The sequence below is a fragment of the Hydrogenophaga sp. UC242_53 genome, from assembly GCF_042696965.1.
In the GTDB taxonomy this organism is placed as follows: Bacteria; Pseudomonadota; Gammaproteobacteria; order Burkholderiales; family Burkholderiaceae_C; genus Hydrogenophaga.
The window spans coordinates 4965672-4979979 of sequence record NZ_CP170552.1 but is presented as its reverse complement, the minus strand read 5'-3'; the positions used below and the strand labels follow the sequence as shown (position 1 = coordinate 4979979).

At 72.4% G+C, this 14308-nt stretch carries 10 protein-coding genes and 1 pseudogene; 3 read left to right on the top strand and 8 right to left on the bottom strand.

Features of this window, described 5'->3' with window-relative positions; all coding sequences use genetic code 11:
* Positions 1–4 precede the first annotated feature (4 nt).
* The 5 genes from ACFJI0_RS25015 to ACFJI0_RS24995 form a co-directional block, all read right to left on the bottom strand.
* The gene (locus tag ACFJI0_RS25015) at positions 5–3745 is read right to left on the bottom strand and encodes an SdrD B-like domain-containing protein (RefSeq protein WP_382325825.1); all 3741 of its coding nucleotides are present in this window, start codon (positions 3743–3745) and stop codon (positions 5–7) included.
* Positions 3661–4965, bottom strand: coding sequence for an SdrD B-like domain-containing protein (locus ACFJI0_RS25010; RefSeq protein WP_382322764.1), 1305 nt, complete (start codon positions 4963–4965; stop codon positions 3661–3663). The genes ACFJI0_RS25015 and ACFJI0_RS25010 overlap by 85 nt, the downstream gene beginning before the upstream one ends.
* Positions 4962–5237, bottom strand: coding sequence for a hypothetical protein (locus ACFJI0_RS25005; RefSeq protein ID WP_382322763.1), 276 nt, complete (start codon positions 5235–5237; stop codon positions 4962–4964). Before ACFJI0_RS25005 ends, ACFJI0_RS25010 begins: the two co-directional genes overlap by 4 nt.
* Positions 5234–8428 (bottom strand): hypothetical protein, encoded by a 3195-nt coding sequence (locus tag ACFJI0_RS25000; RefSeq protein ID WP_382322762.1) that lies wholly within the window; start codon positions 8426–8428, stop codon positions 5234–5236. The genes ACFJI0_RS25005 and ACFJI0_RS25000 overlap by 4 nt, the downstream gene beginning before the upstream one ends.
* A gap of 524 nt (positions 8429–8952) precedes the next feature.
* The gene (locus ACFJI0_RS24995; RefSeq protein WP_382163321.1) at positions 8953–9870 is read right to left on the bottom strand and encodes a LysR family transcriptional regulator; all 918 of its coding nucleotides are present in this window, start codon (positions 9868–9870) and stop codon (positions 8953–8955) included.
* A 38-nt stretch (positions 9871–9908) separates the two neighbouring features.
* On the opposite strand from ACFJI0_RS24995, the pseudogene ACFJI0_RS24990 reads away from it, so the two are divergent.
* Positions 9909–10424: pseudogene (locus ACFJI0_RS24990) on the top strand (sulfite exporter TauE/SafE family protein); the annotation flags it as partial.
* A 73-nt stretch (positions 10425–10497) separates the two neighbouring features.
* Entirely contained in the window at positions 10498–10695 is a 198-nt protein-coding gene (locus tag ACFJI0_RS24985; protein WP_382325912.1) for a hypothetical protein, read from the top strand.
* Here the strand turns inward: ACFJI0_RS24985 and ACFJI0_RS24980 are convergent.
* From ACFJI0_RS24980 to ACFJI0_RS24970, 3 genes are read right to left on the bottom strand one after another with little or no spacing between them, the layout of a single operon-like run.
* Complete coding sequence (locus ACFJI0_RS24980; RefSeq protein WP_382325910.1) at positions 10644–11435, bottom strand: hypothetical protein; 792 nt, start codon at positions 11433–11435, stop codon at positions 10644–10646. The genes ACFJI0_RS24985 and ACFJI0_RS24980 overlap by 52 nt on opposite strands.
* Positions 11432–12529 carry an alpha/beta hydrolase family esterase gene (locus ACFJI0_RS24975; protein ID WP_382322761.1) on the bottom strand — a complete coding sequence of 366 codons (1098 nt, stop codon included), beginning with the start codon at positions 12527–12529 and terminating at the stop codon, positions 11432–11434. Before ACFJI0_RS24975 ends, ACFJI0_RS24980 begins: the two co-directional genes overlap by 4 nt.
* A gap of 40 nt (positions 12530–12569) precedes the next feature.
* Positions 12570–12989, bottom strand: a complete 420-nt coding sequence (locus ACFJI0_RS24970) for a CopG family transcriptional regulator (RefSeq protein WP_382322760.1) — start codon at positions 12987–12989, stop codon at positions 12570–12572.
* Positions 12990–13158: 169 nt separating this feature from the next.
* Here ACFJI0_RS24970 and ACFJI0_RS24965 point away from each other — a divergent pair, with 169 nt between their 5' ends.
* Positions 13159–14304, top strand: a complete 1146-nt coding sequence (locus ACFJI0_RS24965; RefSeq protein ID WP_382325822.1) for an AI-2E family transporter — start codon at positions 13159–13161, stop codon at positions 14302–14304.
* Positions 14305–14308 lie beyond the last annotated feature (4 nt).

The following is a 14308-nucleotide window of genomic DNA, read 5'->3' as shown; positions in this document are numbered from 1 at the left end:
GCTTTCATTTCGCACCTCCCACGCGGGCCGGCGGGCCGGAGCGGAAGACGCGCGGGGTGGGTGTCGGTGGGTCGACCAGCGGGGCGACGATCTGGCCGAGGCGGCGGCGGTTTTCCACCTGCTCGAGCACGGCGGGCGAGCAGCTGCCTTCGATGAAGTCGGCGCGGTGCAGCTCGCCGAACTTGAGGTCGAGGAACAGGCTGCCGGCGTCCAGCGCGTTGCGGTTGCTGCTGGTCACGAGCTGGCTGCCGGCCGGCAGCGTGGTCGGGTCCACGCGCAGCACCGAGGTGCGCGCGGGCAGGCCGCAGATGCTGTACTTGCCTTCGCTGTCGGAGACCAGGTGCGTGCCGTCCTGCAGGTACAGGCGCACGCCGGGGATGCCGACTTCCTCGGCGTCCTGGATGCGGTTGCGGTTGCAGTCCATGAACACCTTGCCCATCACGCAGGCTTCCTGGAAGAACACGCCGCCGGTGATGCGGATGCGGGCCTGCGCGCGGTTGGAGGTGACGGGCACGCCCCCCACCACACCTGCGGCCTGGGCGCGGTTGATGCCATCGCCCTGCTGGGCGCCGACACCGACGCGCACGCGGTAGGTCACGGTGACCGGCGTGTTGGCGGCGAAGTTGCCCAGCGCGAAGTTCAGCACCGGGCCGGGCGAGCCGGCCGGGTCGGCCACGACCACGCCGTCCTGCGCCACCGTGCCCGGGATCAGGCGCAGGCCGGCCGGCAGGCTGTCGGTGATGACCACGTTGCTCGCCGCGCCGTTGGGGCTCTGCACGCGCAGCGTGTACTGCACCGAGTCACCGATCTCGACCACGTCGCGCAGCACCTGCTTCTGCAGGAACAGGCCGGCGCCGTTGAAGGGTTCCAGCGGGATGTGGTTGTGGATCAGGTCGGGCATGCCCGGCGCCAGGTTCAGGCGCAGGTAGTAGGTGGTGGGCTGGCCGATCGGCGGCGGGCCGGCCTGGGCCTGCACCAGGTAGGGCGAGGCGCCCGAGGGCGTGAACACGCCAGGGGCCGGCGGGATCGAGGCGATCGGCGTGGGCGCGTAGTTGGGCGCCGAGGCGCTCAGCGTGTACTCGCCGGTGGGCGCGCCCGGGGCCAGCAGGAACTGGTAGAAGCCCAGCGGCCCGGTGGTCATCTGCGCGCAGTTGCCCACGGCCACGTAGCTCGCGCCACCCACCAGCATGGTGGCGGGGTTGAAGCCGGCCGGGCCGCAGAAGCGCACCAGCGAGGCGTCGACCGGCGCGCGGGTGTTGGCGTCGTAGACCACGCCCGAGGGGTCGAGCGGCAGGTCCTGCTGCTGCAGGTTGGCGCCGGGCTGCAGCGAGACGGCCAGGTGGTCGCGCTCGCGGGCCAGGCGCGAGTTCGTGTCGGCGCCGCTGTTCTGCGGCGTGCCGTAGATGACGTTGTTGGCCGGGTCGCGGAAGTACACCTTGTAGTCGCCGGGCACCAGGCCGATCACGCCGTAGGCGCCGTCGGCCCCGGTGCGGAACAGGCTGCGGCCGTCGGGCATGCTCACGCAGCCCTGCGCGCTGTTGGACGGCACCAGGCGGCAGGCCACGGCCTGGCCGTCGCTGCCGACCACTTCCACCGCCCAGTCGGGGATGGGTGTGTCATTGCCGTCGCGGCGGCGGTCGCCGTTGTTGTCGCGCCAGACGAAGCCCGAGAGCGCGGCGGGCAGCGAGGACAGCGGCACGCCGGTGGCGTCCAGGCCCGGGGTCTGGTACGGCGTCTGCGGCACGCTGCCCGGTGGGATCACGCCCGAGGGCGGCTGGCCCGGCCCGCCGGTGGGCGTGCCGTTGTCCACCGCGTCGGTGCGGATGCCGGTGGGGCCGGCCGTGGCCTGGTTGAAGCGCGTGGTGGTGGCGCCGGCCGTGACGATCACCGGGATGTCGACCGACACCCAGGCGCCTGCGGGCAGGTTCGCCGAGCCCAGCAGGTCACCGCCCGCGGTGCCGGTGAAGCCGGCGTTGGGCGTGAACACGCCGCCGTTGCCGCCGCCATGGGTGATGGCGGGCGCGCCGGCGCGGGTCATGAAGTCGGGCAGCGTGTCGCGCACGTCCACCGTGACCGGGTAGGCGCTGTCGTTCTGGTAGATCACCTGCCAGACCACCTCGGCACCGGGCGAGACGCCCAGGGCGGCGGCCGGCGAGACGATGCGGGCGGACTTGTAGCCGCGCACGCCCTCGCCCTGCGTTTCACCGAAGTTCACCTGCAGCGCCGCGCCGGGCGTGGCGACGAAGCGCAGCGCGATGGTCTCCACGGCGCCACCGAGCGGACCCACGGTGCCGGCGCTGCCACCGGTCACGGGGCCGGGCGTGTTGCGCACGCTGGTGTAGCCCAGCGGCTGGGTCTGGCGCACGGTGTAGTTGCCCGGCGCCAGGCCGGTGAAGCTGTACTGGCCGCTGGCGTTGGTGGTGGTGTAGCGCGTGATGGGGTTGCCGAACGCGTCGGTGCCGACCAGGCCCAGGGTGCCGCCGGGCAGGCCCACGTCGGTGCCGCCGAACTGGCCGTCGAAGTCGCGGTCTTCGTAGACGCGGCCGGCGATCTGGATGTTGGCGACCAGCGGGAAGTTGTGGTGCGCCGTGCTCTGGTTCGCGGCCACGGCGATGTTGGCGATGGACGCGGGCGCCGCGCCCGGCGCGCTGGGCGTGCCGTTGGGCGCGCCCGCCAGCGTGCCGGCGCTGGTGATGCCGTGGGTGGTGCCCGTCGGCAGCGCCGGCATGAGCACGCGGTAGTTGCCCACCGGCAGGCCGCTGAAGCTGTAGGCGCCGCTGGCGTCGGTGGTGGTGGTGGCGATCAGCGCGTTGCTCGCCTGGTCGCGCAGCTCCAGGGTGCGGCCCGGCACCGGCTGGTCGTCGGGCGTGAACACGCCGCCGCTGTTGTCGGGGTCGAAGTAGACGACGCCCGAGATCTGGCTGCCCGGCAGGGTCTTGGTGAAGTGGTTGTCCACCGAGGCGGTCTTCACGCCGCTGAGGTCGATGCCGGTGATCGCGGGCACGGCCTGGGTGCCGCCGGCCGTGCCGCCGGTGCTGCCCGGCCAGGCCAGCGGCGCGGTGCTGTTGAGGAAGCCGGCCGGGGGCGCGCAGGTGGTGCAGGTGACCGTGTAGCTGGTGCCCGGCGGCACGCCGGTGAAGTTGTATTGGCCGCTGGCGTCGGTGGTGGTGGTGATCGACACCGGGTTGCCGTTGAGGTCGTTGCCGGTGAGCGTCAGCGTCTGCGGCACGTTGTTCGCGCCGCCCGCGCCGCTGCCCACGCCGGCATCGCTGCCGTTGAAGGCGCCGTCGCCGTTGCCGTCGGTGAAGATGCGGCCGCTGATGCTGCGGTCGTTGCCGATCTCGCCGAAGTTGTTGCCGGCCGAGCGCGCGTTGGGCGGCAGCACGATGCCGGCGATGCGGCTGGTGCCGGCCGGGATGCTGTAGGCCGGTGCGCCGTGGCTGATGGCGGGCGCGTTGTTCGAGGCCGTGCCGGCGGTGCCGGTGGCGCCGCCCGAGCCCAGGTCGTTGACCGTGCCGGCCGTGGGAATGCCGTTGACCGTGCCGGCGGGCTGCGCGCCCTGCGTGACCACGTAGCCCGGGCAGGTCGGGGCCGCCAGCGGGCTGCAGCTGGGCCGCAGGTCGGTGAAGCGGTAGCGGCCGCTGGCGTCGGTGGTGGTGGTCAGCGAGACCGGGTTGCCCCGGTCGTCCACGCCCACCAGCGTGATCTGCACGCCCGGCAGGCCGGGCTCGGTGCCGTTGGGCACGCCGTTGTGGTTGTCGTCGCGGTAGACCTGGCCAGCGATCTCGGACGCGCGCAGTTCACCGAAGTGGTTGCCCACCGAACTGGCACGTTGCCGCCGGCCGCGTCGAGCCGGATGCCGCTGCGCAGCGAGACCGCGTTGATGCCGTCCACGCTGGGCGTCGCAACCTGGCCGGTGCCGCCCACCAGGCTGGCTTCGGCCGCGGTCGCGGCGGTCACGCGGGCCTGGTAACTGCGGCTCGAGGCGTTGAGCGCGCTCGACGGCGCGAGCGCGCTGCCGCCCACCGAGTCGCTGCCCGAGCGCAGGTAGCGCACGGTGTAGGCCGAGCCCAGGGTGGCGGAATCCACCAGGCCGCTGAACACGTAGAAGCCGCCCGCGTCGGTGGTGGTCTTCTGCAGCACCTGGCCGTCGCTGGCGCGCAGCAGGCTCACGGCCTGGCCGGCCAGCGGCGCTTCACCGGCGGTGAAGGCGCCGTCGTTGTTGGCATCGAGGTAGACGCGGCCGGAAATGGAACCCAGCGGGCTGACCACCAGCGGGGCCTCGGCCGGCGTGGGGTTGCTGCCCGCGTCGGTGCGCAGCGCGCCGGCCAGGATGCGGTTGGGGTAGGTGCCGGCCACGCTGGCCGTGACGTTCACCGAGATCGTGCAGCCGCCGGGCGGGATGCTCGCGCCGCTGGCGTAGCGCACCAGCGCCGTGCCGGCCGCGGCCGTGACCGAGCCGGTGCTGCAGGTGCCGCCGATGGCGGGCGTGGGCGCGACCAGCACGCCGGCCGGCAGCGTGTCGTCCAGCGCCTGCGCCAGCGTCTGGGCCGCCGGGTTGGCGTTGCCCAGCGTGATGGTCAGGCGGGACACGCCGTTGGGCGAGATGCTCGGCGGCACGAAGGCCTTCACCACCGTGGGCGGCTCCAGCACGCGCACCGGCGCGCTCGCCGGGTCGGGGTTGCTGACCCCCTCGTTGCTGGTGATCGCACCGGCGGGGATGGTGTTGGTGTACAGGCCCGGCACGTTGGAGACGGTGTCGAAGGCGAAGCTGCACGAGCCCCCGGCCGGCACGGTGGCGCCGGCGATCTGGGCGCTGTCGGCCGAGGCGACGGCGCTCACCGTGCCCCCCGCGCAGGTGGTCGAGGCGTTGGGCACCTGGGCCACGAACAGGCCGGTGGGCAGCGGATCGCGCAGCACGACACCGGTCAGGGCCTGGGCGGCGTTGGGGTTGCTGATGGTCACCGTGAGGCGGTTGCGCCAGCGCCAGGTGCCACGGTGCCCTGCGCGAACGCCTTGGCGATGGTGGGTGGCTGCAGCACGTGCAGCGTGGCGCTGGGGCCGGGCTGCGGGTTGGTCACCGCGCCGTCGTTGGCGATCACGGTGCCGCCCGGCATGGTGTTGACGTAGGCGCCCGCGACCGGCACGACCACGTTGACGCGCACCTCGCAGACGCTGGGGCCGACGGGCAGCTGCGCGCCCCGGAACGAGACCTTGTCACCGACGGCGGTGATCACCGCGCCCGCGCAGGTGGTGCTGACATTGGCCGGGCTGCGCCACGACCATGCCGGCGGGCAGGTGGTCGGTGGTGGAGATGTTGGTGAGCGGCTGCGGCAGCGAGTTGCGCACCTGGATCACCAGGCGCGCGGGCTGGCCGGCCGCCACGGCGGAGGGCTCGAAGTGTTTCTCCACGCCCATGCCCGCGAGCGCGCCGAGGTTGGCGGTGAAGGGGCTGGCGTTGGTCACGCCCTGGGTGTTGGTGATGGCCCCGGCCGGCAGGGTGTTGTTGAGCGTGCCGACGACGCTGGAGGTGATGTCCGCCGAGACCGTGCAGCTCGCGTTGCCCGCGAGCGTGCCGCCGCTCAGGCGCACCACGCGCGTGCCGGTCACGGCCTCCACGCGGCCGCCCGGGCAGGTGGTGGCGGCGTTGGGCACCACGCCGACCACCATGCCGGCGGGCATGTTGTCGGCCACCGCGAGCTCGGTCAGCGCGGTGGCGGTGGTGTTGTCGATGACGATGGTCAGGCGCGAGACGCTGCCAGGCCCGGCGATGGAGGTGGGCGCGAAGCTCTTGGTCAGGTTCACGCGGCTGGTGACCTTGTTGAGCGTGGCCGTGGTGGTGCCGGTGCTGCGCACGCCGCCGTCGGCCGTGACGGCGCCGGGCGCGAGCGTGTTCACCGACGGTGTGCCGCTGGTGCTCAGCACGTCGAACAGGAAGTCGCAGCTGGTGCCGCCGGCGATGGTGGCGCCGCTGATCGAGGCGGTGCTGCCGCCGTCGGGCGCGTTGAGCACCACCGGGCCGGCGCAGGTCGTGCTGGCCTTGGCCGGGGTCGCGAGCGTGAGGCCGGTGCCGGCCAGCGGGTCGGTGGCGCGCACGCCGGTGAGCTGGCCGTTGCCGGTGTTGCCCAGCGTGATGCGCACGCGGCTGGTGCCACCCACCTGCACCGGGTTGGTCAGGAAGGTCTTGCGCAACGGTCAGCGCGGGCAGGTACTCCAGCGTGGCGGAGGTGGCGTTGAGGTTGCGCACCGTGGTGCCGGGCACGTTCGCCACCGTGCCGGTGGCGCTGACGGTGGCGGCCGCGTTGCTGCCGTTGTAGGCCGGGATGCTGTTGGTGTGCACGCCGATCGTGCCGCCGACCACGTTCACGCGCACGCTGCACTGGCCGGGCGAGAAGGGGCTGGTGCCCGCGCGCGCCGGCAGGCTGCCGCCGCTGAGCGAGAAGGACGTGTCGCCCGGGTTGGCGCTGACGCTGCCGCCGCAGGTGGTGGTGGCGTTGGCCGGGTCGGCCACGCGCAGACCGGCGGGCAGGCTGTCGCTGAAGGCGAGGCCGGCGAGCGCCGAAAAGTTGTTGTTGGTCAGCTCGATCTGCGCCACCGAGGGCGCGCCCTGGAAACGCTGGCGCGCGGTCACGCCGTCGAAGGTCTTGGTGACCACCAGCGGGTTGACCGCCGTGAGGCTCACCGCGCCCGAACTGCCCGTGACCGTGCCGTTGCCGGCGCTGAAGCTGCTGTTGGTGAGCGTGGCGCCCGGCACGGCGTTGGCCGGCACGCGCGCGGTGAAGCTCACCACGCAGGTGGTGCCGCCCGGTGCGGCGCCGGGGAAGTTGAAGCTGAAACCCGGCGTGGTGGCCAGCGGCGTGGGCATGGGCACGCCGCCGGCGAAGCTGCAGCCGCCGCTGATGACGGGCGTGATGCCGCCGGTGGTGGCGTCCACGTAGACCATGCCCGCCGGCAGGGTGTCGGTGAAGTTCACGCTGGTCTGCGGCGTGAGGCTGAACGAAGTGACCGCCACCGAGAAGAGCGCCACGTCGCCGGGCGCCACGGTGGTCGGGGTGATCGCCTTGGCGACCGTGAGCGCGTTGTCGCGCACCTCGATCGGCGCCGAGCTCGCGGGCGAGGTGAAACCCTGGGTGTTGCTCACCGCGCCGCTGGGCAGCGCGTTGGTGTGGGTGCCGGTGGTGGTCGAGGTGACGTTGAACTGGACGCGGCATTCGCCGCCGGCGGCGATCTCGGCGCCCGCGAGCACGAAGCCCTGGCCCCCGGGCCCGGCGACCAGGCTCGCGCCCGCGCCGCAACCGCTGAGCTGGGCCGCGCCGATGGCGCCCGAGTTGGTCAGCGCGGCCGGCCAGCGCGCGCCCACGGTGGTGTCGCTCAGGCCGACGCCGGTGAGCGCGGCGGCGCTGTTGTTGCCGATGCGCACGGTCATCAGCGAGTCGGCGCCCGCCGTCAGCGGCGTGACCGAGAAGCCCTTGCGCACCGTGATCGGGCTGTTGACGGTGATGTTGGTGGTGTCCGCGGGCGAGGTCAGGCCACGCGTGTTGCCCACGGCGCCGGCGGGCAGGCTGTTGACGTCGGCCAGCGAGGCGGTGGCGGCCGGCAGCACGCCGCGCACGGTGAATTGCAGCTGGCAGGTGCCGGGTGAGCCGGCGGGAATCGCGCCGCCGGTGAGGGTGACGCTGCTGGCCGTGAAACCTGCCGTGCTGCCGCAGGTGTTGGAGACCACGCCGGTGACCTGCAGGTTGGAAGGCAGGTTGTCGGTGAAGCTGGTCAGCGGGATGTTGTACGCGCTGTTGGGGTTGCTCAGCGTGATGGTCGCGGTGCGCGAGAGGCCCTGGGTGAGCGTGGCGCCGCCCAGGTTCTTGGACACCGTGGGGTTCCTGAGTTCGGTGACCGACACGCTTTGCGTCGCCGCCGAGACCGCCGCGGGCGAGAGGTCGCCGGGGTTGATGACGTTGTCCCAGATGTCTCCGCCGTCGTAGGAGGTGAGGTCCACCGAGATCGTGCAGCTGCCGTCCACGCCGCCGACGTGGGGCGGGATGGTGAAGCCGCTGACCTGGAGCCGGTCGACGCCGCCGGGGCCCGCGCCGAGGTTGATCGACGCGCCGGCGCAGGTGCTCGTGGGGGCCACGTAGCCCGGATGGCCGGCGGGATAGAACCGCAGCTGCGGCGGCAGGGTGTTGGTCAGCGCGGCGTTGTCTTCCTGCGTGTCGCTGTTGCTGATGGTGATGGTCAGTCGCGTGCGGTCGCCCACCGCGATCGTGCTGGCGCTCACCGCCTGGCTCACCACCAGCGTGGCCTGGGCCGCGCCCACCGAGAACACCGTGGCCGCCGCCCACAGGCCGAGCGCGCGAACGGGCCGGCCGAACGCGCGCAGGAAGGCTGGCGAACGCGCAGGCGCGCCCTCACCCGTGGCCTGCGCAGCGTGCAAAAAATCGAAGCATGTTTTTTCCCTCTGAGTGGCACGCGAACGACCGTCGCGTGTCCCTTGGGGCGCCCGGCCCGGTGGACCTGAAACGCCATCGCACGGCGGCGCATGGACCGGGGCCCAGGCACTTCAATGCATTTGGTTACAAGTGCGCACTGTATCGGGACGTGCAGCTTGTTACAAATTCACGACTTAATTAGTGCGTTAAAAGTCATGAATTTGAAAAAGTGCTGTAGGAAAAAACATGCCTGAGCATGAATTCAATTGTTAAAAGATTGTTGTTTTTATTTTGTTTTTTGAAATACCATCCAAATTTTGGACAAATTTTCAGCTCTATATTCGATAGCAGCCGCGAGCACTCACTCACTTATATTAGTTAACAATTAGTTAAAAGATTGTTAAAAATCAATCCGACGAACGGTTGGGAGGGATTGCACGGCGTTTCGCCATGAAAAAAGCGCCGAGAGACCCTCACGGCGCCTCGGCGCGGCCACCCACTGGCGTGGACCTCGGCGCGGCGGCCGGCCCTAGGCCTCGCTGTGCCGGGCGAGGAAGGCGTGCAGGGCCGCCGCCCCCGCGCCGGGCGGCGCATCGCCCGCCGTGCAGAGCAGCAGACGCCGCGTGGCCCAGGCATCGCCGAGCGGGCGCACCACCACGCGCTCGTTCGCCAGGCGCAGCGCCGTGGCCTGCGGCACCACCGCCACGCCCACGCCCTCGCCCACCAGCTGCATCACCGCGTCCAGCCCGCGCACCCGCACCCGGTGGTGCAGGCCCCGGCCATGCTGCAAGGCCTGGTCGTGCAGCAGGCGGCTCAGGCCGCTCTCCACCGGCAGCCCGACGAAGGGGCGGTCCAGCAAGTCCACGAAAGGCAGCGGTCGGCGCGTGGCGCGCGCGCCCTGCCGGGGCAGCACCGCCACCAGCCGGTCTTCGCGGAAGACCCGGGTGGCCAGGCCTTCGGTGCCCACGTGGTCGGACACGATGCCGATGTCGGCCTGCTCCTGGCGCATGCCGAGCAGCGCGTCGAGGCTGCTGAGTTCGCGCAGGTCGACGTCGATGTCCGGGTGCTCGACCAGGAAGCGGCCGAGCAGCCCCGGCAGGTGCTCGGTCATGGCGGCGGTGTTGCAGATCACTCGCACCGTGCTGCGCACGCCGTGGGCATGGGCCGCCATGTCGGCGTGCAGCGCTTCCATGCCGCGCTGCAGGCGCGCCGCGTGCAGCAGCAAGGTGCGGCCGGCGTCGGTGGTGCGCACGCCCTGTTTGGAGCGCCGCAGCAGGGTGGCGCCGAGCGCGTGCTCCAGCTGCTGCAGCCGCGTGCTCGCTGCGGCCAGCGAGAGGTGGATGTGGCGCGCCCCGGCGGTGATGGAGCCGTGCTCCACGACGGCGGCGAACAGGCGCAGGTCGAACGGGTCGACGCGGTAGGTGGGCGCGGCGCGGGGGGCGGTCATGGGCGATCCTCCGGAATCGGCGAAGGATACCTCTGGCGATGCGCGATGGACAGACCGGGCCCCGGACCGCACCATGCCGCCCCATGGACCTCTCGCTGCTCGGGCTGATCGCCGTCGTTTTTCTGGCCGCTGGCGCGGTCAAGGGCATTTCCGGCATGGGCCTGCCGACCTTCTCCGTCGCGCTGCTCGGCCTGTTCATGCCCACCGCCGCCGCGGCCACGCTGATGCTGCTGCCTTCGCTGTTGACGAACATCGCCCAATGCATCGGGCCGCACGCCCGTGCCCTGGCGCGCCGCCTGTGGCCCATGTGGCTGATGCTGGCGGCGGCCACGGTGTTCAGCCCGCTGCCCGATCTGGGCAGCGCCGGCGCGGGCGCGCGCCTCACCCTGGGCACGGTGCTGGTGGCCTACGGCCTGTGGGGCCTGGCCAGGGCGGCCCTGCCCGATCCAGGCCGCTTCGCGCGCCCGCTGGGCGGCGTGGCGGGCGCGCTCTCGGGCCTGCTCACCGCCGCCACCGGGGTGTTCGTGATGCCCATGGTGCCGTACCTGCAGTCGCTGCGGCTGGAGAAGGAGGTGATGATCCAGGCCCTGGGCCTGAGTTTCCTGGTGCGCAGCGCTGGCCCTGGCGTTGCGGCTCGGGCCACTGGCCGTGCTCAGCGGCGCGGCGGTGCCGCTGGCGGGCCACGCCATCGCGCTGGGGGCGGCCTTCACCGGGCTCTGGCTCGGCTCGGTGCTGCGCCGGCGCCTGCCGCTGCTGGTGTTCCAGCGCGCGCTCTACAGCGTGTTCATCGCCCTGGGTGCGCTGATGCTGGCGCGCGCCCTGTAGGGACCCCCATGCCGCCCGGCCCCGACGCGCTGGCCCTGGCCGAGGCCCTGGAGCGGGCCTACCGGCTGGCGCTGGCGGTGGAGGCGCTCGCGGCCGGGCCGACGGCCTCGGAAGGCCAGGCGATCTCGGTGATGGCCAACGGAATTGCTCGGCCTGCTGGACCAGGCCCGGGCGTCGATGCTGCGGCCCAGCACCAGCAGCCGCACCGGCTGGTGAAAGCCCGCGCTGTTCGCGGCCAGGGTCTGCACGGCCTCGCTCAGCGCGGCCCCGTCCACCCCCTCCTCCTCGGCCACCATCAGGGTGGCGCGGCGCGGCCGGAACGCGCGCAGGGCCTGCGGTTCGCCGATCAGGTAACCGGCGTCCCAGGGGTCCGAGGGTTGGCGTTGGCGCCACCACATCGCGTCCTGGCCCTTCACGCGCAGGCGCAGCAGCAGGCCCGCGAGCGCACCACCGGCGGCGGCGAGCTGGTCGCTGCCGTCGAGCCGACGCGAGAACGCCTCGACCAGCCCGGCCCGCTCGGCCGCTGGCCCCTGCGCCAGCGTCGCCAGCGCAAAGCGCTCGTCTGTGAAGCACCACGCCTGCAGGGCCGCCCAGGTGGCGGGGGCCAAGGCACGGCGAGCCCCAGACCCCTCGGCGATGGGCCGGGTGGACTCGACGCGCATCACCGCGCCGTCGAAACGGGCCAGCAGCAGGCCGGCGCGCGCGGCCAGCGATGCGGAAAAGGAGCGTGGCGGCGTCATGGCGCGGGCGACTGGGCCAGGAAGAAGCGCAGCATCTCGGCCGAGGCGTCGGGGCCGCTGCCGTCGGTGTACGAACCCGACGCATGCCCGCCCGACCAGGCATGGCCGGCGCCGTGCAGGGTCCACCACTCCACCCAGGGCCGGCCCGCCGCGTCGGCGTGCACGGTGCGGGTGTAGCGCCGGCCACCGGGCACGGTGGCCGTCTCGGTGTGGACGTGCAGGCCTTGCGGGCCGTGGGCCTGGGCGGCGTGTTCGACGACGCGCTCGCCATTGCGCGCCTGCACGGTGTGGTCGCGGTCGCCATGGAAGACGATGGTGGGCACGGCCCGCCCGGTGGGCGGCGGCGCGGCCGCGCCCCGCCCCTTCATCGCGGCCAGCGCCGAGGGGATGTCGCTCGCGCTGCGGTAGGGCAGGCCCGAATGCACGCCCACGGCGGCGAACAGATCGGGGTGCGTCTCGCCCAGGATCACCGCCATTGCCGCGCCGGCCGAGAGGCCGGCCACGAAGATGCGGCGCGGGTCCACCGCGTGCTCGGCCGCCACGGCCCGCACGATGCCCGCGATGAGCGCGGGCTCGCCGCCCTCGCGCCCCTGGTCCTCGGCGCGGAACCAGTTCCAGCAGCGCGATGGGTTGGCGCCCGCGGGCTGCTCGGGGTAGACCACCAGACAACCTTGGGCGTCGGCCAGGCGGTTCATCTGCGTGCCGGCGGCGAAGTCGTCCGCCGACTGCGTGCAGCCATGCAGCATCACCACCAGCGGCAGGGGCGCGGCGCTGGCCGCGCCGGCGCGCGCGGCGGGCAGGTAGAGCTTGTAGTCGCGCGACCCGGTGGGATGGGTGAAGCGGCGGCGCAGGAACTGGCCCTCGCCCGGGTCGCGTGCGACGACGTCAATGACCTCGGCGCCCCCAGCGGCCGTGGGGGACGGGGCCGGGCGGCGCGGCGCGAACACGTCGGCCAGACCGGCGCCCGCCAGCGCTTGGCGGATGGTGTCGGTGACCCCCTGCAACGGGCCCGGGCGACCGTCCAGCCCGGCGCGGGCCAGGGCCTGCTCAATGGTGTGCTGCACGCTCACCGGGATCGTGGGATGGGGGGTCATGGGCGCTTTCGAAGGAGGAAGACAGAGGAAAAAAACCGGTTCAGACGGTGCGGTCGGCCAGCGCGCGGCGCACCGCGGCGCTGGCGTGGAAGGCGCCGAGCACCGAGACCGACTCGATCGCGGCGCGCGCGAGCTCGGGCGTGACGTCGTCGTCGATGCGCGCCAGGCCCACGACCTGCACGCGCAGGCGCTCGCCCGCCGCCACGGCGCGCTCGAGATCGGCCCGGCCGAGGTGCTGCAGGCCCAAAGTGAGGGTGCGGCGCGCGACGGTCTGCCGCAAGGTGTCGCCGTGCTGGGTCAGCAGGTTGCGCACCGCCGTGCGGACCAGGTCGGACCGGTTCGAATAGAAACCTTCCTGCACCAGCAGGTCCACCTGGCCAAGATCGACCACGCCGAGGTTCACGGTCATCTTTTCGGAGTCCCCGATGCGGGGCTTGGGTTCGAGGGTTCGGTCGGTCATTTCACCATCCATATGGATTCCATATGGATGGCATTTAAACAGCTTTCCAAGGGTGGCGCAATCGGCCCCATACTTTGAGCACCCTTTTTCTCCCTCAGCGCCCATGCCACCTTCCAACGAAGCGCCACCGGCCCAGACGCCCGAGCCGCCCCGCCCCAGCCCGCCGTCCATGTCGCCGGTCTCCGGTTCGCTCATGCTGCGCGTGCTGCTGGGGGCGGTGACGGTCGCCTTCATCTGGATCCTGCTGCCCTTCTACGGCACCATCCTCTGGGGCGCGATCATCGCGCTGCTGTTCGCCCCGCTGAACCGCTGGCTGCTGCCGCGCCTGGGCCAGCGCCGCAACCTCGCGGCGCTGACCACCATGCTGGCCGCCGTGGTGATCGTGGTGCTGCCCACGGTGCTGGTGGCCGCCTCGCTGACGCGCGAGGCCAGCCAGCTCTACGCCCGCATCGAGTCGGGCGAGATCAAGCCCGCGCAGTGGCTGCGCGGCGTGTTCAACGCCCTGCCCGACTGGCTCACCGACCTGCTCGCGCGCTTCGGCCTGGGCAATTTCGACCTGATCCAGCGCAAGCTCACGCAGGCGCTCACGCAGGGCAGCCAGTTCATCGCCACGCAGACCTTCAACCTGGGGCAGGACATGCTGGGCCTGGTGATCGGCCTGTTCATCGCGCTCTACCTGGCCTTCTTCCTGGTGCGCGACGGCGGCTCCCTCGTGCGCTCGATCCGCCTGGCGATCCCCCTGCCGCCCGACGACAAGCAGGAGCTGCTGGAGCAGTTCGGCACCGTGCTGCGCGCCACCGTGAAGGGCAACCTCGTGGTCGCGCTGGTGCAGGGCGCGCTGGGTGGCCTGGCGTTCTGGGTGCTGGGCGTGAACGCCGCGCTGCTGTGGGCGGTGCTGATGGCGGTGCTCTCGCTGCTGCCGGCGGTGGGCGCGGGCCTGGTCTGGGGCCCGGTGGCGATCTGGCTGTTCGCCACCGGCGAGGTCTGGCAGGCCGTGGGCCTGGCGCTGTACGGCGTGCTGGTGATCGGCCTGGTCGACAACGTGCTGCGCCCGCTGCTGGTCGGCAAGGACACCGGCATGCCGGACTACCTGGTGCTGATCAGCACGGTGGGCGGCATCGCGGTCATGGGCATCAACGGTTTCGTGATCGGTCCGGTGATCGCCGCGATGTTCGTGGCGGTCTGGGACATCCAGACCGCGACCCGGGTGCGCGCGCGCGCGGCCGCCTTCGGCATCGACACCACGGAGCCCGCCGCCCCACCCGCCATCGCGCCGCCCGCCCCGCCCATTGACACCGGCGGCGAACCGCGCTGACCAT